31 protein-coding genes and 1 tRNA gene are annotated in these 22188 nt (G+C 62.3%); 21 read left to right on the top strand and 11 right to left on the bottom strand.

Annotated features, from left to right (window positions below; translation table 11 throughout):
• Positions 1–198: 198 nt before the first annotated feature.
• The 8 genes from ABIA90_RS06130 to ABIA90_RS06095 all read right to left on the bottom strand — a co-directional run bounded on the left by ABIA90_RS06130 (position 199) and on the right by ABIA90_RS06095 (position 4309).
• Positions 199–426 (bottom strand): cytochrome C, encoded by a 228-nt coding sequence (locus ABIA90_RS06130; protein ID WP_354122322.1) that lies wholly within the window; start codon positions 424–426, stop codon positions 199–201.
• Positions 426–806 carry a DUF7768 domain-containing protein gene (locus ABIA90_RS06125; protein WP_354122321.1) on the bottom strand — a complete coding sequence of 127 codons (381 nt, stop codon included), beginning with the start codon at positions 804–806 and terminating at the stop codon, positions 426–428. Before ABIA90_RS06125 ends, ABIA90_RS06130 begins: the two co-directional genes overlap by 1 nt.
• Positions 803–1585, bottom strand: a complete 783-nt coding sequence (locus ABIA90_RS06120; RefSeq protein WP_354122320.1) for a DNA-methyltransferase — start codon at positions 1583–1585, stop codon at positions 803–805. The genes ABIA90_RS06125 and ABIA90_RS06120 overlap by 4 nt, the downstream gene beginning before the upstream one ends.
• Entirely contained in the window at positions 1582–1743 is a 162-nt protein-coding gene (locus ABIA90_RS06115) for a hypothetical protein (protein WP_354122319.1), read from the bottom strand. Before ABIA90_RS06115 ends, ABIA90_RS06120 begins: the two co-directional genes overlap by 4 nt.
• A 5-nt stretch (positions 1744–1748) precedes the next feature.
• The gene (locus ABIA90_RS06110; RefSeq protein WP_354122425.1) at positions 1749–1958 is read right to left on the bottom strand and encodes a hypothetical protein; all 210 of its coding nucleotides are present in this window, start codon (positions 1956–1958) and stop codon (positions 1749–1751) included.
• Between the two features lie 98 nt (positions 1959–2056).
• Entirely contained in the window at positions 2057–2602 is a 546-nt protein-coding gene (locus ABIA90_RS06105) for a GcrA family cell cycle regulator (protein WP_354122317.1), read from the bottom strand.
• Position 2603: 1 nt separating this feature from the next.
• Positions 2604–3704, bottom strand: coding sequence for a chromosomal replication initiator protein DnaA (gene dnaA, locus ABIA90_RS06100; protein WP_502916702.1), 1101 nt, complete (start codon positions 3702–3704; stop codon positions 2604–2606).
• Between the two features lie 140 nt (positions 3705–3844).
• Positions 3845–4309: a phage regulatory CII family protein gene (locus tag ABIA90_RS06095; RefSeq protein ID WP_354122316.1), complete on the bottom strand. Its 465-nt coding sequence runs from the start codon at positions 4307–4309 to the stop codon at positions 3845–3847.
• A gap of 769 nt (positions 4310–5078) precedes the next feature.
• Between ABIA90_RS06095 and ABIA90_RS06090 the strand changes: the two genes are divergently transcribed.
• From ABIA90_RS06090 to ABIA90_RS05990, 21 genes are all read left to right on the top strand, one after another.
• Positions 5079–5816 (top strand): S24 family peptidase, encoded by a 738-nt coding sequence (locus ABIA90_RS06090; protein ID WP_354122315.1) that lies wholly within the window; start codon positions 5079–5081, stop codon positions 5814–5816.
• Between the two features lie 235 nt (positions 5817–6051).
• Positions 6052–6720, top strand: coding sequence for a hypothetical protein (locus tag ABIA90_RS06085; RefSeq protein ID WP_354122314.1), 669 nt, complete (start codon positions 6052–6054; stop codon positions 6718–6720).
• A complete protein-coding gene (locus ABIA90_RS06080; protein WP_354122313.1) occupies positions 6717–6968 on the top strand; it encodes a hypothetical protein in 252 nt (83 codons plus the stop codon). Before ABIA90_RS06085 ends, ABIA90_RS06080 begins: the two co-directional genes overlap by 4 nt.
• A gap of 321 nt (positions 6969–7289) precedes the next feature.
• Entirely contained in the window at positions 7290–7757 is a 468-nt protein-coding gene (locus ABIA90_RS06075) for a DUF968 domain-containing protein (protein WP_354122312.1), read from the top strand.
• Between the two features lie 225 nt (positions 7758–7982).
• Complete coding sequence (locus ABIA90_RS06070; protein ID WP_354122311.1) at positions 7983–8219, top strand: hypothetical protein; 237 nt, start codon at positions 7983–7985, stop codon at positions 8217–8219.
• A gap of 365 nt (positions 8220–8584) precedes the next feature.
• Positions 8585–8842, top strand: coding sequence for a hypothetical protein (locus ABIA90_RS06065; protein ID WP_354122310.1), 258 nt, complete (start codon positions 8585–8587; stop codon positions 8840–8842).
• Between the two features lie 450 nt (positions 8843–9292).
• Positions 9293–9366, top strand: a tRNA-Trp gene (locus ABIA90_RS06060).
• 217 nt (positions 9367–9583) lie between these two features.
• The gene (locus ABIA90_RS06055) at positions 9584–9994 is read left to right on the top strand and encodes a hypothetical protein (RefSeq protein ID WP_354122424.1); all 411 of its coding nucleotides are present in this window, start codon (positions 9584–9586) and stop codon (positions 9992–9994) included.
• A 2-nt stretch (positions 9995–9996) separates the two neighbouring features.
• The gene (locus ABIA90_RS06050; protein WP_354122423.1) at positions 9997–10611 is read left to right on the top strand and encodes a hypothetical protein; all 615 of its coding nucleotides are present in this window, start codon (positions 9997–9999) and stop codon (positions 10609–10611) included.
• A 229-nt stretch (positions 10612–10840) separates the two neighbouring features.
• Positions 10841–11125 carry a hypothetical protein gene (locus tag ABIA90_RS06045; RefSeq protein ID WP_354122422.1) on the top strand — a complete coding sequence of 95 codons (285 nt, stop codon included), beginning with the start codon at positions 10841–10843 and terminating at the stop codon, positions 11123–11125.
• A complete protein-coding gene (locus tag ABIA90_RS06040) occupies positions 11125–11631 on the top strand; it encodes a methyltransferase domain-containing protein (protein ID WP_354122306.1) in 507 nt (168 codons plus the stop codon). Before ABIA90_RS06045 ends, ABIA90_RS06040 begins: the two co-directional genes overlap by 1 nt.
• 277 nt (positions 11632–11908) lie before the next feature.
• Positions 11909–12445 (top strand): hypothetical protein, encoded by a 537-nt coding sequence (locus ABIA90_RS06035; protein ID WP_354122305.1) that lies wholly within the window; start codon positions 11909–11911, stop codon positions 12443–12445.
• A gap of 283 nt (positions 12446–12728) precedes the next feature.
• On the top strand, positions 12729–13778 hold the full coding sequence (locus ABIA90_RS06030) for a tyrosine-type recombinase/integrase (RefSeq protein WP_354122304.1): 1050 nt from the start codon (positions 12729–12731) through the stop codon (positions 13776–13778).
• Positions 13779–13983: 205 nt separating this feature from the next.
• Complete coding sequence (locus tag ABIA90_RS06025; protein ID WP_166096002.1) at positions 13984–14694, top strand: Crp/Fnr family transcriptional regulator; 711 nt, start codon at positions 13984–13986, stop codon at positions 14692–14694.
• A 48-nt stretch (positions 14695–14742) separates the two neighbouring features.
• On the top strand, positions 14743–14958 hold the full coding sequence (locus ABIA90_RS06020; protein WP_063983687.1) for a DUF6894 family protein: 216 nt from the start codon (positions 14743–14745) through the stop codon (positions 14956–14958).
• A gap of 106 nt (positions 14959–15064) precedes the next feature.
• Entirely contained in the window at positions 15065–15256 is a 192-nt protein-coding gene (locus ABIA90_RS06015; protein WP_063983688.1) for a hypothetical protein, read from the top strand.
• Between the two features lie 36 nt (positions 15257–15292).
• Positions 15293–15469 (top strand): hypothetical protein, encoded by a 177-nt coding sequence (locus ABIA90_RS06010; protein ID WP_354117602.1) that lies wholly within the window; start codon positions 15293–15295, stop codon positions 15467–15469.
• Between the two features lie 60 nt (positions 15470–15529).
• A complete protein-coding gene (locus ABIA90_RS06005; RefSeq protein WP_354117601.1) occupies positions 15530–15718 on the top strand; it encodes a hypothetical protein in 189 nt (62 codons plus the stop codon).
• Positions 15719–15940: 222 nt separating this feature from the next.
• Positions 15941–17287, top strand: a complete 1347-nt coding sequence (locus tag ABIA90_RS06000) for a caspase family protein (RefSeq protein WP_354117600.1) — start codon at positions 15941–15943, stop codon at positions 17285–17287.
• Between the two features lie 28 nt (positions 17288–17315).
• A complete protein-coding gene (locus tag ABIA90_RS05995) occupies positions 17316–17828 on the top strand; it encodes a hypothetical protein (protein WP_166352751.1) in 513 nt (170 codons plus the stop codon).
• A gap of 151 nt (positions 17829–17979) precedes the next feature.
• Positions 17980–19227, top strand: coding sequence for a hypothetical protein (locus tag ABIA90_RS05990; RefSeq protein WP_354117599.1), 1248 nt, complete (start codon positions 17980–17982; stop codon positions 19225–19227).
• Here the strand turns inward: ABIA90_RS05990 and gmk are convergent.
• From gmk to mltG, 3 genes are all read right to left on the bottom strand, one after another.
• Complete coding sequence (gene gmk, locus ABIA90_RS05985; protein WP_166095982.1) at positions 19160–19819, bottom strand: guanylate kinase; 660 nt, start codon at positions 19817–19819, stop codon at positions 19160–19162. The two genes, ABIA90_RS05990 and gmk, sit on opposite strands and share 68 nt — an antisense overlap.
• Before the next feature lie 3 nt (positions 19820–19822).
• A complete protein-coding gene (locus ABIA90_RS05980; protein WP_354117598.1) occupies positions 19823–20710 on the bottom strand; it encodes a YicC/YloC family endoribonuclease in 888 nt (295 codons plus the stop codon).
• Positions 20711–20826: 116 nt separating this feature from the next.
• The gene (gene mltG / locus ABIA90_RS05975) at positions 20827–22104 is read right to left on the bottom strand and encodes an endolytic transglycosylase MltG (protein ID WP_135215284.1); all 1278 of its coding nucleotides are present in this window, start codon (positions 22102–22104) and stop codon (positions 20827–20829) included.
• Positions 22105–22188: the final 84 nt, after the last annotated feature.

Below are 22188 nucleotides of genomic sequence, written 5' to 3'. Positions count from 1 at the left end.
GTGTCGTGAAACTATTTGCAACTCTTGTCGCACGTGAAACGTTTGCCGTTGCGCGATAGCGTTTCTGGTAGGCGGCGTGGCACTTTGCGCAGTACCGTTGCCCCTTCCTGCTGTTCGGCTCATCGCACTTGGAGCAGCGCGGCTTGTCGTCCGATATTCCTGCCGCCTGCCGTCGATGCCTAGTTTCTGGAAATGCCGTCATGCCGCCTCTTCGATGTCCTGTTCGATGGATAGTTCGCACGCAGGTACGCGGTTTCCTTCGACCTTGAGGCGCTCTGTGCCGCGCCAGTATTCCTTCCAGTGAAACGGTCGGCCGTCCTCGCCCACCTCATGACGAGACAGGCAGATCACGCCGCACCGGCGGCAGTGCTTCAGAGACCGGAAGAGCGATGGGTGCTCTTTGTCGCCCCACTTGTGATGTGCCATCAGCCGCCTCCGGAAAGCGCTGGCGAGGCCCCTAGGGTGCGGTATTCAATCGGCACGTCATTGACGACGGCGGACCGAATGCCCTGCTCCATGCCCTTGGAAACGCCCCTGTCGGTGTAGACAACGACGGCGTGCGCGCCGTGCATCCATGCGTGGCCGGCGTTAATGCCGTAGATGCGCTCGACCTCGATCCCATCATCTAGGACGCCTGGCTGAGTGTAGAGCGCGTGGCTGGCGAAAGGCGCCTCTCCGCGCATCAGGCAATCCCGCATGCAGGCGCGCAGATAGGTCAGGTTTCCCTCGATGTCGCCCGCAAAGGGACTTTCGACGACCACGCGGCGCATAGCGTATGGCGGGACGGTGTGTCGCTCCTCGATCATTCTGCGGCCTCGCCATGCGTGAAAAGAGACGTTTGTTTCGGCGGAGCCGGCGGCGCCACGAACATGTCAGGCCGAGAAATCGCGTCGGAGATCCGGTTGACGGCTATGCCGAAATATCGGGGCGCGACCTCGATGCCGATGAAACGCCGGCCCAAGCGCACCGCGGCGACGCCGGTTGAGCCCGAGCCCATGAACGGATCGAGAACAAGATCGCCTGGATTCGTGAATTTCTCGATGATCTCGCACATGAGCGAGATGGGCTTTTCCGTCGGATGCTCGCCGTGCCGGTCCGCATGGTTAGTCAGATGCGTGAAGACGTTGCGACCGCCGCCACCGTTCCAGCTCGAGAACCCCTTGCCGCACCATGCGGTAACGAAGCACTCGGCGCCCATTGCCGGCCCCTGGCCGTTGAATTGCGGCGCACTGTCCGGCTTCACCCAGATGCAAGCGCGCTTATAGCGAGCCCCGGCCGCCTCGATCGCATCGCGCCATGGCGCTACGCCCTCAGGCGTGCAGAATGCGATGAACCACCCGTTGCACAGATCAGTAAGCATGCCCGTAGCGGCCTCCCGAAGCCCCTCCACGGACGCGAAGTCGAGCGCAGTCGGATCGGTGTGGCCGTCGGTTCGCAGCGCTCGCCCGCGGCCCCGCTTGGCCTCGTGCATGTGTTTCTCATAGGGAGGATCACAGATGACGTGCGACACCGGCCCAAGCGTCGAGATGACGCTCAGGCAATCGGCCCGATAAAGCCGGACGGAATCCGAAAGCGTCTCGATCACCTCGCCTGCCCCCTCAGATGAAGCAGCCTGTTGGCAACCTCGTACTCCTTCAGGCCGAGCCGCTTTGCGATGTCGACCGTGTCGAGCTTGTATTTCTTCCACAGCACGAGGATCGCGTGGTCGTGCACGCCCTCCCGCTCTGTGGTGTTTCGTTCCATGGCGATCATCTGCCCTTGGCCCTGTCGATCTTGTCTTGAGCTCGCTCGCGCGTCGTGGCGCCTGGCGATTGCTGATTGCTTGTCACAGTGACGACGGCGCCACTCGCTATCTCGAAACGAAAGCCCTCCGACCTCACGCACACAGCGCCGAACGCCGCCGCATCTGCGCAAATCTGCAGGATGTGCGCGCGAACGATCTCGACGTTGAGGCCCATCGCTCGCTCCATGTAGCGAAGCACAGCGTGGTCGGTGACGCGCACCGGCTCAGTGCTCGGCTTCGCAATCACGCAGCGAGGATTTTGGATGTCGACTATCACGCCGCCCTCGCCTGCTTCCGAACAAGAGGAATGACGTTCGTCGGCTGATAGTTGAAGACGACACGCTTGCAGGCACGGCACCAGCTTTCGCCCTGCGCAGTCGGCTTGCCGCAGGCGATATAGTCAGGCCCCGCAGGCTCTGCGGCAATGAAGCGACATTCGTTGGAGGCGTTACCAGACCAAGGCCTTAGATCTCCAAACGGAATTGACAGCGCCTCACGATGGACGGGAAGATCCACAATCTCCATCGGAGGAGTGCGCTCGCCTGTTGGAAAGCCGCGCTTATCCTGGCGAGCCTTGCGTGCGCCTTCGGCGCGCGACGTATTCTTCTGACGACGCCTCTCCTCGATCAGCGCGGCATTCGGAGCCGGGTGAGACGCCTTTGCTCGAGACGCAAGTCCGAGCCGATGGGCCTTGCCAATGACGGCACTTCGGCTAACACCGAGGTGCTTTCCGATTTGGCTGGAGGTGTCGCCGCGATCCCAAAGTCTGCGGAGATCGCTCACCATCTCGACGCTCCAAGTTGAGGTCCAGACACCCATCTCACTGCTCCATGATTTGAATGCGTAGAGCGTCGAACTCTCCAGCCAAAGCGATGTCTTTCGCAGACAGCGCCTCCATCTTCCGCACCGCGTGAAGGACCGTCGTATGATCTCTGCCGCCGAAGCGTCGGCCGATCTCCGGCAGCGATTTGAGCGTCGTGGTCTTGCAGAGGTACATTGCGATTTGACGGGGTCGCACGACGTTGGCGGTCCGGCGCGAAGAGCACATGTCGTGACGGCTCACGTTGTAGTGCTTGGCGACGACGCGCTGGACGTCCTCAATGCGGATACGCTTGCTCTCGCGCGGCGCCACCAGGTCCCGCATCTCCAGATCAACACTCTCTATCGACGGTGGCTCGTCGGTGAGGCGCGAGCGAGCCAGCAACCGAACGATGGCGCTCTCAAGAGCGCGTCCGTTGTGCGAGATCGACTTGGCGAGATAGGTGATGACGTCAGGAGGCACGGCAAAGCTTGGATGATGCAGCTTGGCAAGCTCGGCACGCGACCGCAGAATGTCCGCCCGCATTTCTTCGCCAAGAGGTCCGATCTCCAGGACCAGCCCCGCTGACAGACGCGATCTCGTTCGGTCGTCCAGCACTTCGAGATCTAGAGGCGATCGGTCGGCGCCAATAACGACTTGGTGCCCCGCGTCGATGAGCGCATTGACCGCGTAACAAAACTCCGACTGCGCAGGCCTACCTTGGACGATTTGGACATCGTCAACGATGAGGAGGTCGAGCCCTCGTAGCGCTTCCTTGAACGCGGCAATGGTCGAGCCCCGAATTGCGGCCATGAAGCCGGTCATGAATTGCTCAGCGCCGAGATAGGCCGCCTTCCGAGCGCCGGACGCCACTTCCCAGGCGATGGACTGCAGCAAATGCGTTTTGCCGAGCCCTGTTCCTGCGTGGATGAACAGCGGATTGAATTCGATCGGTTCGCCGCGCCCTCGGCCGGCGATTTGTTTCGCCGCGGCGACCGCGAGCGCGTTGGACCGCCCCGTTACGAACGTCTCGAAGGTATAGCGCTGCTCAAGTTGGCAAGGTCCGAACAGGGAGCGATTGACGGGCTCTGTCCGAACCACCGGGGGCGCGAGCTGGATCAACGGCGCCTCCGGATTTGCCGCCGCAGCAATGCGGTCGAGCCGCGCCGCGTGCCGAGCTGCCGAAGCCAGCTGTGTGGGCGTCGCATTCCTTCGCGGATCGTAAAGCGCAGATGATCCTTCCATCGAGTCCCCCTTTGATTTTAGAGTTTGGTGGCGATTGTCTTGCGCGTGGCGGAGCGAATGCTGACGATCCTGTCCTGAAGATCGGCCGCCTCGTTGTCGATTGCGCGCGCGTCGTTCACTGAAATCTTGCCGTCCGATGCGGCTTCGATTGCCGTCGAAATCAAATCGCCAGATTCCTTGGCGATGTCCCCTGCAAGAGCGGTAATATCGCGGGCCAATGAGTCGGCGTGCTGATCTCGCGGAACGAGCTCAAAGCCGTGAAGATCAGCCAGGGCGCGCAAGATCACAGGATCTGCAGCGGCTTTCTCAAGCTCGAAGCAAACATCAATTGGCGCGAACTCTGGCCGATCAATGTTGCCGTAATGGGAGAGAAGAGCCGCGCTTACCCGAGACGATCTAGCGGCAGCGTGTGGACCGCCTGCCAAGACAACGGCGCGTCGCACCGCAGCCTTGAACGCGATTTGTTGCTCGGTCATCTGCATGTCGTCCCCCGTTCCACTTATGTCTAACTTCGGATTTAGTTTTGTTCCGCAGCTGAAACCGGCATCAAGCCGGCATGCAAAACGACGCTTACGAAGATGATGAGGTCGCGCTGATCGAGTTCTTTGCGCGTGCGCGCAATATCGCGATGTTCTTCAGGACACCGGGATCATCGCCGCGACAGTCGAATCTGAAATTGAAGCCGGCCGGCCTAACGCACGCGCCCTCAGACGCAGAACCCACAGAGAGGCGAGCCGCTAGGCCGGCCGAAATCGGAAAAGCCTCGCAGCGTTCTCCGACAATACCGAGCGAATTGGTCGCAGCCGTCTCCGTCATGCCGGGCTGGTCGAATGTGGAGACGGCTGCGTGGCTCCCCGGACGGGGAAGGAAATTGGCGGCGTCGACCACCGATGGGGTTACGGCGATCGACGCCTGGTCCTCGGCTGGGGGGAGAGCCGAAGCTGTGTATCTGGCAATAGGCTTCATGCGGCCTCCGCATCTGCGGCTCGAATGAAGGCTTGAACTCGCCCCACAACGCCGAGTGTCGGCTTGCGGCCCTTGTTCTTGAGATCACCTACGAAGCTGGGGTCTTTAAGGGCATTCCAGCCGAAGGACGTCGGCGTCATCCCGCTTCGCGCAAGGAAGGCGTCGATTTCTGCGATGAATTGTGCGGTTGGGTCCATAAACAGGAAGAATATAGTACGTTCCCTATTTCGTCAATAGGGATATTCCTCCTTCCCTAAATAATAGGTACAATCCTAGAAGGAGGTCATGGATGTGGTCCGCAAACTGATTCTTGAGAAGCTTGAGGAACTCGGTCTTACGATGTCAGAGGCATCGCTGAAGATCGGGAAAAACCATGCCTATTTGCAGCAGTTTTTGAAGCGAGGATATCCGCTCGAGCTGCCCGAAAAATCGCGCCTTCCTCTCGCCGAACTCCTCGGGGTTCCGGAGGAACAACTCCGCGGGCCGTCATCCAAATTGCCTAAAAGGGAATACGTAAAGGTAAATCCGACCGGTCGCGAAAGTCTAGTTGCCGATCCTTCCCGGTCTCTTAAGCTGCCTCGAAACCAACAACCAGGCGCCGACGTTTTAGCGGGCGCGCAATTGGTGGGGGATCGGGATTTGCCGGTCTTTGGGACCGCCCAAGGAGGCAGCGGGGCTTTAATCGTGAGTAATGACGCGGTGGACTGGGTGGTCCGCCCTGACCCTCTTTTAAGGGTTAAGGACGGCTATGGAATGATCGTCACTGGCGACTCGATGGACCCGGTACACAAGCACGGTTCGATCGCACTTGTTAATCCTCACCTGCCCTACCGCCAAGGCGACACCTGCATTTTCAGGTCGCATGGCGAGCACGGCGACAACCTAGCGATCATCAAGGAATTGCGCCGCCATACCGACGACACATGGTATGTCAGGCAGTACAATCCGCCCAGGGATTTCACCCTGAAGCGGTCAGAATGGCAGATCTGCCATGTCACGGTCGGAAATTTCTTCGCCCGTTAACCCTTCCATTTAGCCGCAAATTCACCCTGTCACGATCCGGGAACCCAATATTTTCCCTATATCTCGGATTTGTCCTATTGACCAAATAGGCAACGTACTATAGTTTTCCTCTTCGTCAGATATCGGAGGGGAAAATGGTCGGCCGGTTCATCGAAGCGCTCATTGACGCTACCGTAATCGGATCGTTCTGCTTCGCGCTCTACATCGGCGCTGCTCTAGTTTCAGGAGCCGCGTGATGGAGCTCGGCGCCGACATGCTCGAGCTGCTGCGTGCCGGCGTCGCCCACGACAACGGAATCTGCTGCCGTCCTGGCCAGGTGCAGAAGCTATGGCCGGTCATCCGTGAGGCTGAGCGCGCCGGCTACGTGCGCCTGCTAGACGTTGAGAAGCCGTGGGTGACCGATGCTGGTCGCAAGGCGATCGGCGCGCCATCGCAGACTGAGGCGGACTACGCGCGCCTGCAGAAGCTCTGCCGGCGCCGCCGCAAGCCCCTGCCCCGCCCGGCTGACGATCCGCGAACGGATTTCGACTATCGCTCCTATAGATCGCTTGGCTATGTCTGTGTGCTTCTCATTAAGCAGCGGGATGACCGATATGCGCCAAGCACGATCCGCGTTGGCCGCTCGCTAACGAGCGATCCGCAGTTTCTCGGCCCCAAAAATTCTATTGTCCTTCCCGAGTCTGAAGGACGTTTCGTGCTCGCGCTGATGCCAAAGTGGCTCATCAGCAAGGCAATGCTGCCCTCTTATCCTCTTGCTCTTGACGATACCGACAGCGCCTGGAGCGCCGACGAGCGCGCGCTCTACGACCGCCTGCGCAATGTCTGCATTTCCGTCAACACGCGCATCCGCCGCGGAGGATCGCGCCAGCCCGCGCCACATCTTCATTTTGGAGAATACGCATGAGCAGCATGGAAAGCGTCGACCGCGCCGGGCGTCTGTCTGGGCACCCCATCACGACATCATGTTCCGGCGCAACGACGTATGGACTGTCGCGCGATGAGCTCCGCGACATGGCGTGGACGAACTTTTACCGCGCGGAGCGGCGTCTTGGCGTGATGCCCGAGCTTGCGCATGAGCGGGCCGACGAGCACGCGAAGCGCTTCGATGAGATCCTCACGAACGTCCATCGGTTCATGCCGGAGGCCGGGTGATGGATTTTTCGCTTGGCCTCGCTCTGTTCATCATGGGCTCCGTATTCGGCGGACTGGTCGTCCTCGCTTTGATGTCTGACCGGCCTCGCTACGCCGAACTCCACTCCTACCGAGACGACGTCGAGCAGCGCGCGCGGAGGGTCCAATGATCGAACGGTCATATGGAAAGCTGGTCTTCGAGTGCGACTCCTGCCCAGAAGTCTTGGAGACCGATACCGCCGACTTCTCCGAAGCTTGGGAGCAAGCTCGCGCCGACGGTTGGAAGTCAAAAAAGGTCGGTGTTGACTGGCTTCATGGCTGCGCGAGCTGCGGAGTGCCGGGATGAGCGAGCTCCGCCAGCGCGACCCGCGCCAGGAAGATAGACGACATCTCGAGTTCGTGCGCCAACAGCCGTGCTGCCTGCCCTTCTGCAAGCGCCAGGCCGAGCCCGCGCATCTGAGGATGGACAATCTCGCGATCGGCAAGGAACTGACCGGCAAAGGCGAAAAGCCGCACGACCGATATACGGTCCCGCTGTGCCCCTACCATCACCGCATCGGCGTCGACTGCCAGCACAACAGCAACGAGCGCGAATGGTGGATCTTGCGCGGCATTGATCCATGGAAGATCGCCGCGTCGCTCTGGATTGAATCCGGAGGAGCCGCGCGCGCCCTGGAGCCGAAGCTCGGGCCTCGCCCACGGAAGATCAAGGCGCGCAAGCCGAAAGAGCAACGCGCCAAAATCCCCGCAGGGCGCCCGCTGAGATCACGTGGCTTCGAGAAGCGAACACCGGAGGCACAGCCATGCTGACCGCCATCTCCTGCATCTGCGTTCTCGCCATCATCGTCGCCGTCGGCCAGACGATTGCCCTGGTCTTCACCAACCACACGCTTTGAGGAACTGACATGGCGCTACTCGGCAAGGCATATCGACCGACGTTTATTCTGTTCGCTGTCGGCCTGGTGGTGATCGGGCTCGCGGTCTGGATTTTGTGACGTCACCAGCGTTTTCATCGCCCAACTTGGGATCTGAACAATGAGCTTTATTCCCTGCATCAAATGCCAAGGCGAAGGTCGGATATTCAAGTCGAAGTACGGCGGAAATGATCCTGACGTGTGGGATGCCGGCAAGTGCGAGGCTTGTGACGGTAGCGGCAACCATACCTGCGACAATCGCGGCTGTGACGAGATCGCCCAGGGTTTCAACGACGACGGCGAGGCGCTTTGCCAAGACTGCCTGATGGAATGGACCATGAAGGCGTTTGAGCCATGATTGCAGAACTCAAACCGAAGGTGATCAGGCCGGAGCCATTGCACACGTCACAGTGCTGCATGCCCGTCGATCCGCCGACACATGCGACCATGTGGCGCCGAGATCGCTATATCCGGCTACGTCCTCACATGGACCCGGATAGGTGCCAGCGTGAAAGCACAGTCGAAATCGATGGGCAGCCATATTGCCGTCTGCATGCCGGCGGCGTCGCCCTAGATCGATGGCTTAGCGGCAAGCTGACCGCCTCTTCACCACTTCCTCAACAGGAACGCCAGTCATGATCGAAGGTCTCCTCGCCTGTCTCGGCTTCATTCTGGCCGGCGTAGCGATTGTCGCGATCGTCGCCAAAGCAGTTGGAGGCTAAAATGTCTGACCATCGTATACCGATCTCTTTCGACGCTGATGGGAAGGTCATCGGCCTCGGGCGTGTAGAAGCCGATCCGGTTCAGTCCTCCTCCGCTGGGAGTGAAAGTGACCGCTGGCTATGCCCGCGCTGCAAGAAGAGCAAGCGCGAGAACATTGACGGCGACTGGATGGCCTATTGCGGACCATGCAATGACCGCGATTACGAGCGGTATCGCGAGCGGCAAGAGTGGGACTACTACCATCGGGACGAGAAGTAGCATGAGCGACGATTTCTGTTTGACCCACGGCTACGAGCACATGAAAACGCAGTTTGGAAACCCGATCCCATATTGCGAGGCATGCGAGAACGAGCGCGCCCTGCGTGATCTAGCGGAGCGGATCAATCGCTCCTATCTCGTTACGCTGAACGCAAATGGACCAACTGAGAAGCACCTAAGCGGAGATGAGCTTAGCCAGATCGTCACTGCTCTTCGCGCCGCGGTTGGTGCCCAGCCGGTCTCTTCGGTCGGAAAGCCGAAGAACTGCGATCCGTGCGGATATCCGGAATGCGGCTGTCAGTATTCGCCCGCAATTCAGTCCCGCGCTCCTGCCCAAGCAATGCCGGGCCGTGGCGAAATCCACGACGTAATCGCCGAATGTTTGGGGCGCGAGGGCTTGACCTATTCCGGTGTCAAGCATGCCGCCGAGGCAGTCCAGAAGCTTTACGAGGGTGCGAGGTGTTCCGGTAGCACATCGGTCTCCAAAACCGAGGGAGACGGTTCGATTCCGTCCGCATCTGCCACTGCTCAGTGCTCTGCCGACAATGCCGAGGCATCTTACCGGAACGTGATTGATGAGGCTCTGGTTACTCGAAACCTTGGCGTAGCGAAGGGCAACGCGCGAGAGGAGTTGAACGCAATCCTCTCATGGGAAGTGGGTGTTGCGCTGGACCCGCGAGTATCCGAGGCAGCCCAAGCCTTGATTGACCGGGGAAGCACTCAACCGCAGGGAGCACGCAAGTGAGCAAGACCGAACACCCATTTGCGCCCGGCGCGCGTGTAGCTGTCAGCGAGAAATATACCGACAACGTTGCCGAGAACTTTGTCGATAAGGTCTACAAGAGCGGCAATTTCACTTTGCGCGGCTCCAAACAGCAGTGGAGCCCATGGCAGAGCACGTGGAGCGACAAGCGCTGGTCGGCCATGGAAACAGGCAGCGGGTTTCATCGCCGCCGACTTGACCTCTGGGACGACGCTACGGACCAAGAGCTCAAGGAGAAGATTGAAGCCCAGAACGTCAAGAAGCGGTGGCGGGATATTCGATCCAAGATCGATAACATCAAAGAACCGACCGCCGCGTTATGTGACGCGGTTGAGGCGGCACTTTCACTGCCGCGCCCTCAGCATTCACCTGAAAATAAGGAAGCCTGAACATGCCGACCGGCTACACCTATCCAGTTGTTGAAGGGAAAGTCACTGAGTTTCCCGAGTTCGCCATGCTGTGTGCACGGGCATTCGGCGCCCTGATTATGATGCGCGACGACTCGATGGACGCGCCCATTCCGGACGAGTTTACGCCTGACACGTCGTACTATGACGGCCGGATAGCTACCGACATGGCGCAAATGGGCAACGTGCAGGCCATGAGCCGGGCGGAAGCCGATGCAGCCGCCGCGGCCGAGCACGCGGCAGCCATGGAGAGCCGGCGCAAATACCTTGAAGACAAAGAGGTGGAAGCCGGCCGGATCAACGCCATGCTCTCCAAGGTGCGCGCCTGGGAGCCGCCTACGCCCGACCACGCGGAGATGAAGGCGTTCATGATCGAACAGCTCCGCATCTCAATGCCGGGCGATTATGTCCCGTCGATTCCGGAGTTGCTCGACGGCCGGACCTGGCGTCAGAACATGATCGACCAGCTCGCTAAAACTGTCGCCCGTAATCGCGAGGAGGTTCAGAAGGAGATCGAGCGCGCGAAGGGACGAACGGAGTGGGTCAAGGCGCTCCGCACGTCGCTACTGTCTTCGCAACTGTTGGGGGGTGAAAAATGACGCCGATAGTCGAACACAAGAACGGCAATCGTCGATCCGTTCGTGACGAACTCGCGATGGAATACGTGGCCTGCGTCCCCTGTAAGGGGAACGGCACCGTCTATCGATACGAAGGCGGCAATCTCTGGGCTCTTGGATGGGTCGTCCATCGCGAGTGCTTCTGCGGGCACTGCCGTGGGCAAGGGATTCTGCGCCTCCCCGCAGATGTGTCCGCAGTGGAGGAGAAGTCATGAGCACGATGCTTGAAGCGGTGGGTCGAGCGATCAAACACGCCCAAAGCGTTCGGGCTTTCGGTCTCTACGACTACACAGCATATCCAGGTGACGCCCCACCGCACGTTGTTCTGGACGAATTTAAGGGCAAGCCCGTTCTGGCAACGTGGAATAGGGACGAGGCTCAGAAGAAATACGAAGAGTGCTGCCGGGATTATGTCGCCAAACATGCCATTAACGCGATGGATCAATGGCGCTTCGAGGCAGCAGGCATCACAAGTGATGTGGGAGGATCACGGTAGTGGCCCTTCACGAACAATGCCTTGGCGCCACGAATGAGTGGTACACCCCAGCCTTCGTGTTTGAGGCTATGGGCGAGACGTTCGATGAGGACGTATCGAGCCCTGGCCAGCATGTTACGCCGTGGATCCCGGCGCTCCGCTTCATCACCAACGACAGCCTTTCTCTGATTTGGAAAGGCTTCATCTGGATGAATGCGCCGTTCGGCGGCAGGAACGGTCTCGTTCCGTGGCTTCAGAAGTTCTTTGACCATGGCGACGGTGTTGCGCTAGTGCCTGACCGCACCTCAGCCCCTTGGTGGCAAGTTTATGCGCCACAGGCTGATGCTGTCTTGTTCGTCGCGCCAAAACTGAAATTCATCGGAGCCGATGGCAATCCCGGCACATCTCCGGCTCAAGGAACGTGCCTGTTCGCTGCCGGTGCCAGGGCCGTTGCTGCGCTCAAGCGCGCCGCTTCTCTTGGCCTCGGCACCCTGATGGTCCCTTCAGATCAACGGGGGACTCAATGAGCGAAGCTTCACAAAAGATCAGAGACGCCATCAAGGATTTGAGAGAGCGCACCGATCGCTACAATTGGGAGCCGGCGAGTTCTGCTTGGCATCGCGCATTCGGAGAGCTTTCCGGCCTACACCACGCGCTCAGTATCGTTGAACTGACCGACCGCGATCGCTCAAGCCGGCAATCCCAGCCCCTTGATGCGATACAAGCCTGTACCTGCACGCGAGCAATCCAAGAGGCGCATAAGCCCGGATGCCCGCTCTCCTCAAATCATTGCCGGAGTGAAAAATGAATCCAAACCCAGAATTGGTTAAGGCACTGCGGGAGCGGACGCCTCGCCGGCATCAAGACAAGAGTCTTTTTGTCGCCGCTGCGGACTGCATCGAAGTCCTCGATAAGCAGATCGCCGACATCATGGACCCCAACATTCAAAGCATGCGCTTGGAGAACGGCAAGTTCGACATGGCGCTTGGCGGCCCGATTGTCCAGAACGTGGCTATGATGATGACGGAGTGGTTCCGCGAGAGTGGCGCCAAGAACTACGTCGAGATGACGCTCCACGCCAAGACGGAGCCCTTCGAACGATACCAGTTCTACGTCCAGAAGCAGGGCGATGGCGCCAAGACCCCGCACGAGCTGCGGAAAGAGGTCGAGGACCAGCGCGACGCGCTACTCAAGGCCCTGACCGAGATCGACACCCTCGCCGTTTGCACAGGCGTCGTTGATCCATCCCTCCACGAGAAGATGCTCTCGAACATCGCTCGGATCGCCAGAGCCTCACTTGCGCTCTCGTCGAAGGAGCCGCGAGGCGAAAGTGGTGGATAGCTGCAAATATTTTTTGCTCACTATGCTCCTAACATCGCCTGGTGACTGACAGGCGCACTTGGCGAACTGTTTTTCAGGAGTAGACTGTCACTATGTCGCGCCCGTTCACATTTTCCGAAGCTGCCGAGCAGTTGCGCATGTCTGAGCGCTGGCTGCGTGATTGGCTCGCCGCCAATCCTGTGGATGCCAAGGGCATGCCGTTCTACATTCCGATGGGGCGTCGGAAAGAGTTTGAGCCCACCGACATCGAGCGCATCAGGGCGCGCATTAGGGAGCTAGAACAATGTCGCTTGAGCTCTACCGCCGCGGGGCAGTCTGGCATTACCGCGGAACAGTTGGGCCGGCTGGCAACCGGAAAAGGCTGCGTGGTTCGACCCACACCAAAGACAAAGACATCGCAGCGCGCGAGATTGCCCGGATCGAAAAGCGCTACTGGGACGGTCATCAGCTTGGCCCCAGCGCAATCCTGACGTTCGATCAGGCGTGCACCCAGTTTCTCGCGGACGACAAACCTTTCATGGTCGGCGCCGTCGATGTGGTGCAGGCCGCCCGCGATCATTTCAAGGATAAGCTAGTAAAGGACATCAAATCTAAAGCCGTGCGCGAGTTCGCCAACGAAGTCTATGGGCACTGCACCGGGGCGAGCAAGAACCGCCTTGCTATTTCGCCCGTGCAATCGGTCATCAACCACTGCGCAGAACACGAACTTTGCGACTTCATCCGGGTGAAGAGATTCCCGAAGGTCCATAAGGAGAAGGAGCCGGCCACGCTGGCATGGGTGCAGCGTTTCCAGGCCGAGACGAAGCCACACCTCGGCGCCTACGCTCTCTTCATGTTCCTGACGGGAGCCCGGCCGAGCGAGGCGCTCGCGATCGACAGGGACCGGGATCTAAATCTCCAGAAGGGCGAAGCGACGATCCGCATGACGAAGGTCGAGAAGGACAAGATGGTGACGGTCGAGCGCACCGCCCACCTCCCGCCCATGCTGGTAGCGGTCCTCGCCAATTTGGAAGCCGTCCCGGATCGCCCGCTGTTCGTCTATCGCAAGTATGGGGACATGAAGGAGACCTGGGACAGCGCCGCCGGTCGCATCCCCGGCAAGCTGTTGACGCCGCACTGCTGCCGTCACGGCTTCGCTACGGAGCTCCTGCGGCGCGGGGTGGATGTGCACACTGTTGCGTGGCTGGGCGGCTGGGCGAGCGCAAAACAGGTCCTGGAGACCTATGGGCACGCCATCAAGAGGCGCGACCTGACAGGCATTCTCGTTGACACACCATTGACGCAAGCGGTCGAGGAAGTCGCCGCAAGTGCGCGTAAAGTCTCAGGAATTTGACGTAACTTAATTCTCCGGATGAGAACAAAGTTCGCAGCGTGTCCTGCGGGCAACGCCGGACGGCGCGACGCCTCGCTGCTGTGAACTTTTCGGTTTCCCGCAAACACTTGTGTTCACTTTGGAACTGTCGGTTCCTGCGCGGAAACGTAGGGTTTTTCCCGGAGACGCCGATTCCCGGCCAACGAAGAGCCCAGAGACAAGAAGCGTGACCGGCCGGCCCAGGAACGATCTGCTGCGAAGGCTCAGCGCCCAGGATTTCGAGCTGCTCGCGCCGCACCTGCAATCGGTCGAGGTCGCCGCGAACCACGTTCTGCATCACGCCGGCGACGGCATCTCCGTGGTCCACTTCCCCTGCGGCCCTGCGTTCGTGTCGTTCGCGGTGCCGGTTGAGGATGACCGCGAGGTCGAAAGTCTCCTGGTGGGCCGCGAGGGCGGGGTCGGTCTTTCCGCAGGCCGCAGCCCGTCCCCGGCCTTTTCCCGCGTCGTCGTGAAGGTCGGCGGCACGCTGGTCCGCCTGCCGCTGCGCGCGCTCGAGCAGGCGCAGCAGCGATCGCCCAGCATGCATGAGATCTTTTCGCGCTACGCAGCCTGCCAGTTCGCACAGCTGCTCCAGACAGCGGCCTGCAACGCGGCGCATTCGATCGAACAACGCGCGGCGAAATGGATCATCGCGGCCCGAGAGCATATCGGCAGCGACGAAATCCGCCTCACCCATGAGCAGCTCGCCGGCATGCTCGGCGTCTCCCGCAGCTATGCCAGCCGCGTCATCCAGACGTTCAAGGCCAGGCGCATCCTCGCGACCCGCCGCGGCGCCATCCTGATTCTCGATGCGCCGGCACTCGAGACAAGCGCCTGCACCTGCAACGGCGCGGTGAAGAAGCACTTTCGCGAAGTGCTGGGACGCGCGGCGGGCTAGAACGATCCGCGCAGCCGGAACATATTCGCGTGGCCCGCATTGCCCGACATGGCGCGGTACTTCTTTCATTTCGAGGGCCAGCAACCTCACACCGACACGACCGGTGAAACGCTCCTCGACGACGATGCCGCCTGGCGCGAAGCCGTCCGCCTCTCCCGCGACGTCGAGCATGCGCTGCGCCCCGGCGACAGCTGGACGCTCAGCGTGTTTGACGGAAGCGAGCCTGTCTTCGTGCTTGCAATGGTGACACGGCGGTTTCGCTGACTGCCCTTCCCGTCGCCTCCGCACCGATCACATCAGACCACCAATTGGAACGCCGCGAATGTCCCATGCGTTGGCATCTCGTGAGGCAACGACGGAGTCAAAGCCCATGACGAAGCCGCTGACGAAAACGGTCAAGCCTGTTCCCGCGGAGAACCAGAGCCACAAGGGTCCCGGCAGCACGCCGTCAATTCCGCTCGACACCACCAAGGGCCATCGCGACGACGAGAAGCAGAACATTCGCGAACAGGCCGAGCACGGCAACATCACCCAGAACACCACGAACAGGCGCATGGGATAGTCAGGACCAGGGGGAACGAAGAGAGGAGACACGAACTTGGTCGATCTCGGCAAATGGTACGATCCGATATCCGAGCGCTGGATCGCACCACGTGAATCACAACTGGAGGAAAAATCCTCTCATGCAAGCGAGAACCACGTCCTTGAGCTGCAGCGGACCATCGAAGTTCAGCGCATCTGGCGCGCACTTGTCGATTGCTGCGCCCGCGACTGATGGTCTTGCGTGCACGCCGCGGCGGAGTAACCGCCGCCGGCCGCGCCGTTGTATCCCCGCATGAACGATCCCGCATCACCCGCAGGGCCCGTCGCAACCGCGATGCGCTATCTGTCGACCATCGTCGGCTGCGCCTGCCTGCTGCTCCCCGCGATCTGCATCGCCATCGCCTGCCAGGTCTTCATCCAGACCGGCGTGTTCGCGCAGTCCTACGCGATGGTGGGGCTGATCGGCACTGCGCTGGGGTGACTAGCGCTGACGCTGGCGCGGGTCTGGGAGTAAACACCGATCCATCCCTCATCATTCCGGCGTGCGTGGCCCGGGGTGGATGCCCGGGACAAGCCCGGGCATGACGGCCTGTAACGCTCCCATGCGATTGCCCTGCATAGAATGTCGCACCGCTTTTCGCCGGGGCGCCGGGCTGGTAGATTGGCGTCATTGCCTTGAAGAGTTTTCGCTTTGGGGGGTTTCATGCGCGCGAGGATTTTCAATCGCGTCGTGGGGCTGGCGGCGCTGGCCGCAGCCCTGCTTGTCGCCGGGGCGGCGCCGGCCTCGGCCGAGAAGCGCATTGCGCTGGTCGTCGGCAACTCCGCCTACAAGAACATCACGCCGCTCGACAACCCATCCAAGGACGCGAGCCTGATGGCGGAGACGCTTGGCGCGCTCGGCTTCACGCTGGTCGGCGGGCGCGCCCAGCTCGATCTCGACAAGGGCGCGATGGATATCGCGGTGCAGAGCTTTGGCCGGCAGGTCCAGGGCGCCGACGTCGCGCTGTTCTATTATGCCGGCCACGGCGTGCAAGTCGCCGGCTCCAACTATCTCGTACCTGTCGGCGCCAATCCGACGCGCGAGGCCGATGTCGATTTCCAGATGACCGACGTCAACCTCGTGCTGCGGCAGATGCAGGGATCGGGTACGCGCCTCAACCTCGTGATCCTCGACGCCTGCCGCAACAACCCGTTTGGCTCGCGCGGCCTGCGATCCTCCGACGGCGGCCTTGCGCAGATGCGCGCGCCGGAGGGCACGCTGATCTCCTACGCGACGCAGCCCGGCAACGTCGCGCAGGACGGCAGCGACGGCCACAGCCCCTACACCAAGGCGCTGGCGGCGACGGTCCGGACCGCGGGCCTCGACGTGTTCCAGACCTTCAACCAGGTCGGCCTCGCCGTGAAGCGCGCCACATCAGGCGCGCAGCAGCCCTGGGTGTCGTCCTCGCCGATCGACGGCACCTTCTATTTCGTGCCGCCGACGCAAAGCCCGCCGCCGCAGGTCGCCGCGATGCAGCCCGATCCGCTGCCGGCGGATCGGCTGCGCGCCGATCCCGATCGCGTGCCGCTGCGCGATGCCGCGCTGCTGAGCGAATTGAGCGAGCGGCTCTACGAGCTCAATTTCGATCCTGACACGCCCGATGGACTGACCCGTGCGATCACCAAGCTCCAGCAGCGGATCTCGATGGCGCCGACGGGCGAGGCAACCGAAGGCCTGCTGCTGCGGATGCGCAAGATGGAGGATCTGAAGCCGTGGGGCTCAATCGTGTACGGTGCCGACAGCAGCAAATGGGGCATATCGTGGAACCACGCCTCGCGGCGCGCGGCGGTGGCGGATGCGCGCGGCAATTGCGCCGGCGCCAAATGTCCGATCGAGCTCTCCTTCTACGGCAACCGCTGCGGCGCGTTCGCGATATCAGACAAGTCCTGGTCGCTGGTCCAGCGCGACAGCATCCAGCACGCCAGGGATGCCGCGCTTGACGAATGCGGCAAGGCTGGCAAAGCTTGCCGCATTATCGGATCCGTCTGCGCCGACGGCTCCGGCCGCTGATACCTTTTTCATTTCGGATTGTTTGCTCATGCCCAATGCCGTCGTCCGCACGATCACCCTTGCGTCCCTCCTCAACCTCGCCCTCGCCTCGTCGTCCGCCTTCGCACAGTCCGGCAGCGCCGGCGGCTCGATCGGCAACGACGAAAAGTCGTTGTCCGGCTCGCGCCAGGATACTTCTTCAGGCCGCTCGGCCGAACCGGCGGCGCCCTCACGCCGGAGCAAGCCGGCGACCGAGGAACGCTCGTCGCCTCGGCGAAGCGGAGGTGGCGGTGGAGGTGGCGGCGGTGGTTTCGACGGTGCCTGGGCGGTCGTCAGCGTTGGTTGCGGAGGCAGCACGAGCGGCGCTGTCGTCGTGAGCTCGGGCAAGATCATCGGCGAAGGCGTTCGCGGAACCGTCAGCACGGGCGGCTCGGTCAGCACGTTCGGCCAGGGCCAAGGCGTGACCTTTACCAGCACGGGCCGGCTCTCGGGCCGCAGTGGTTCCGGAACGTGGCGCCGCTCCGACGGCTGCGGCGGAACCTGGAGTTCGGCGAAGCAATAGCCCTCGAAAACGCCTGAATTCGCGGCGGAACGAACACCGCGCAGGCCCGATTCAAGCCACATCCTCTCCGGATTTGCGGCTCATTGCCACCCAAGTCTTTGATGACAAAGGGAAGGTAAAGAGTTGCGTTATGCGTAATCGGGAGACCAGGATGGGCAACCGCACCGCGAAGTTCATATCTGCGCTTGTCGGCAGCATCATCGCCGGCGCACCACTGGCCGCCGTGTCGCAGAATGCGCCGGAGGCAACGAGCTCGGCAAATGCCGCCAGCGACTGCCTCGCCTCGCCAAAGGGCGTCGCGCCGCAGGGGCAGCATTGGTACTATCGCCTGGAGCGCGGGAGCAAGCGGCAATGCTGGTATCTGCGCGCCGAAGGCAGCAAGGACAGCGCCAAGGCCGTGCAGACCGCGCAGGCTGCGCCCGATGCACCGACGGCAGATTCAGCAGCGCCGCAGCAGCAGCACCCAGTGCAGGACGCACGCGCCGAATATCTGACGCCGCAGGGCAATACCGTGCCGACGACGCCGAATGCGCCCGCACCAGCGAAACCGGCGCCGATGCAACAAGCTGCCACTCCCTCCGCCGACAGCAACGCGCAGCAGCCCCCGGTCGCCACGCGCTGGCCCGATGCCTCCGCCGCGGCTCCGTCGCCCGCACCGCAGGCTGCGCCCGCTCCTGTCGCCTCGCCCGCACCGCCGAGCGCGAAGCCGTCAAAATCCCCTGCCCCGGTCGCGCTTGCCGCAGCAGATGCCACCACCGATAAAGCGACCGGCTCGCTCCAGACGCTGCTGCTCGTGATCGGTGGCGCGCTGGCGCTCGCCGGCCTCCTCGCCAGCATCATCTATCGCTTCGCAGGCGGACGACGCGTCCGCGTCCAGGATCGTCGCGTCAATTGGGACAATCGGGAGCCGCACGACGACGGCCGCGCACCCTGGCTCGAGGCGATGCCGACTGCCGCGCCGCGCGCGCAGCAGCCGCGCCCGGTGGATTTCGATGCCGCCCGTCTCCAGGCGGCCGCGCGTCCCCAAGCTGCGCAGCGCGAAGCCGCGCAGCCCAAGGCCGCGCAGCTCAAGGCGATCGATCACGCGATCGATGCCGTAGATCAGCGGGCGCCCCAAGCCCGCAACGAGGTCGCAGAGCTCGACGAGGCCAACATGTTCAACGGAGAGTTCGAGATCGAGGCATCGGCCCCCCGGCTCGCGGCCAACGACATCAATAGCAAAGAGTCGGCCAATCGCGATGACGATCTGCAGATCGAGGATGCCGTCGACGTCGACGTGATCACGGCGATGCTGGAACGGCTGGCGCAGGAAGGACCGCGCCTCGCGAAGCCTAACCTTGAAGCTGGCCTTGCAAACCTCGTACGAAACCAACGAGGCCAGTCCGCCGCTCGCGCTTGAGGCGCTCGGCCTTCAGGATCGACTGCACCTCGGCAAACGCCTCGTCGACCGCGTGGTTGATGACGATGTAGTCGTACTCGGCCCAGTGGCTCATCTCGTGGCTGGCGCGGCTCATGCGCTTGCGGATCACCTCGTCGGAATCCTGCGCGCGCGAATGCAGCCGCTTCTCGAGATCGGCGGCCGAGGGCGGCAAGATGAAGACGCTGACGACGTCCGCGCGCGCCTTCTCGCGAAGCTGCTGCGTGCCCTGCCAGTCGATGTCGAACAGCACGTCCTGCCCGGCCGACAGCGCCGCCTCGACCGGCGCACGCGGCGTGCCGTAGCTGTTGTCGAACACCGTCGCCCATTCCAGCAGCTCGTCGCCCTTCACCATCGCGTCGAACCTGGCCTTGTCGACGAACAGATAGTCGCGGCCGTCGACCTCGCCGGGCCGCATCGCCCGCGTGGTCGCGGAGACTGACATGCGAAGGCCGGGCATCCGCTCGATCAGCAGACGCGACAGCGTCGTCTTGCCCGCGCCTGACGGCGAGGACAGCACGAACATCAAACCACGCCGCTCGACACCGTCAGTTCCGTGACCGCCCGTCGTCATCGATCACTCCAGATTTTGGACCTGTTCGCGGAATTGCTCGACCACGTTCTTCATGGCCAGGCCCGTATTGGTCAGCTCGATGTCGTTCGACTTCGAGCAGCAGGTGTTGACCTCGCGGTGAAACTCCTGCGCCAGGAAGTCGAGCTTGCGGCCGATTGGGCCGCCCTTGCCGATCAGCTCGCGCGCCTGCGCGACGTGGGAGGCGATGCGGTCGAGCTCCTCGCGGATGTCGGCCCTGGTGGCGATCAGGATCGCCTCCTGCATCAGGCGGTCGGAATCGAAACGGTCGGAGGTGTCGAGCAGGGTCGCGATCTGCTCGGCGAGCCTCGCCTTGATCGCCTCGGGCTTGCGGCCAGGCGCGGCTTCCGCCTTCCTCGCCAGCACTTCGACCTCGTCGACCCGCTGGGTCAGGATCTGCCCGAGCGACGTGCCCTCGCGCTTGCGCATCTCGACGAGATCGGCGAGCGCCTTGTCGAAGGCCTCCGCGGCGGCGGCACGCACGGCCTTGTCCTCCTCCTCGTCACCCTCGGGCTCGGCAACCTCGACGACGCCCTTGATGGCGAGCAGGCCGTCGACGCTCGGCGCGACCGCATCGACCTTGCCGGCGATCATCGCGGCCGCCTTCAGGACGGCGTTGAGCACGTCCTCGTTGACGCGGACGGAAGCTGCGGCGTTGGCGCGCTTGACGTTGAGATTGGCGTAGACGGTGCCGCGCGACAAAAGCTCGCCGGCGCGCTTCTTGGCGTGGGCCTCAAGCTCGTCGAACCCCTGCGGCAACCGCACCCTGAGGTCAAAGCCCTTGGCGTTGACCGACTTCAATTCCCATTCGAACGTATACGGCCCGCTAGCGCCGTGGCTTCGGGCAAAGCCGGTCATGGACGACAGCGCCATCAGGTCAATTTCTCCGGAAACTCAGGATTCGCGAGGCCCATCAGGCCACGCGAATCTTAAGACTATTTTGCAGGAAAGTGGAATCCGCAAAGTCCCGCAGGCAGATCTGCGCGAACCTAGCGCTGGACCACCGGCGGCGACGGCTGCACCGCGCCCTGGCGGGCGGGCGCGGGATTGGCGGGGCGAGCGGCTGGCGGCTTTTTCTGCTGATTGGGCCGCGCCGGCGTGGTCGCGGTCGGCGGATCCGCGGCCGCACCGGGCGCGGCGGCCGCCGGCGGCTGCGCATCCTCGGCCGGCTCGACCGTGTCGTTCTGGATCTGCTTCTCCATCGCGCGCAGCTTGGCGACGTTCTTCTGGTGCGCGTCGTAGGTCTCGGTGAAGGCATGGCCGCCGGTGCCGTCGGCGACGAAATAGAGGTCACGGGTGCGGGCCGGGTTGGCGGTGGCTTCCAGCGAGGCGCGGCCGGGGTTGGAGATCGGACCGGGCGGCAGTCCCTCGATCACATAGGTGTTGTAGGGCGAAGGCTGCGTGATCTCGCTGCGCTTGATCGGACGGCCGAGCGTACCCTTGCCGCCGACAAGGCCGTAGATGATGGTCGGATCGGACTGCAGCTTGATTTTCTGCTTGAGCCGGTTGGCGAATACGGCGGCGACACGGCTGCGCTCGTCCGGCTTGCCGGTTTCCTTCTCGACGATCGAGGCCAGCGTCACCAGTTGCTCCGGCGACTTCACCGGAATGTCCTGGCTGCGGCGCTCCCAGATCTCGGCTAGCACGCGCTTGTGCGCCTGTTGCATGCGCTGGATCACCTGATCACGCGGGGTCCCGCGCGGGAACTTGTAGGTCTCGGGCAGCAGCGTGCCTTCACGCGGCAATTCGCGGACGCTGCCGGTGAAGATGTCGTTGTCGGACAGCCGCGCCACGATCTGCTCGGAGGTCAGGCCTTCCGGGATCGTGACGGAATGCTGCACCACCTTGCCCTCGACGATGGTGGCGATGACGTCGCGCAAGGAGGCGTTCTTCTGGAACGAATATTCACCCGGCTTCAGGTCCGAGCTCGCCTTCAGCGCGGCGACGCTGGCGATGAACACCCATGGATTGACGTCGGCCACGCCTTCCCGGTTCAGCGTCTCGGCGATGTCGCGCTTGCCGGCCCGCTGCGGGATGTTGACGATCTTGTCTTCCTTCAGCGGCCCCGGCGCCTCGAGCAATTGCCGGCCGTAATAGTAGACGCCGCCGGCGCCCAGCATGGCGATCAGCAGAAGGGTGATGATGGCGTTGCCGACGATCACGAAGGGATTGCGCGCCCGGTCCGATCGCCTCGGCGGCGGCGGAACCTGCTCGGGCTCCAGCGCTGCCCGCGGACTCCGGGGCGAAATGGGCGGCCTTTCACTCATCGAAGCAACCTGAATCCTGCCGGTTCAATCGCGGCCAGACAATCGCTTGTCGAGCCAATGCACGCGCCCACGGGGTATGACTAT

The organism is Bradyrhizobium sp. LA6.8, from assembly GCF_040547935.1.
Classification (GTDB): domain Bacteria; phylum Pseudomonadota; class Alphaproteobacteria; order Rhizobiales; family Xanthobacteraceae; genus Bradyrhizobium; species Bradyrhizobium barranii.
Note: the sequence above shows the minus strand (reverse complement) of the source record. Positions and strands in the feature narration are given on the sequence as shown.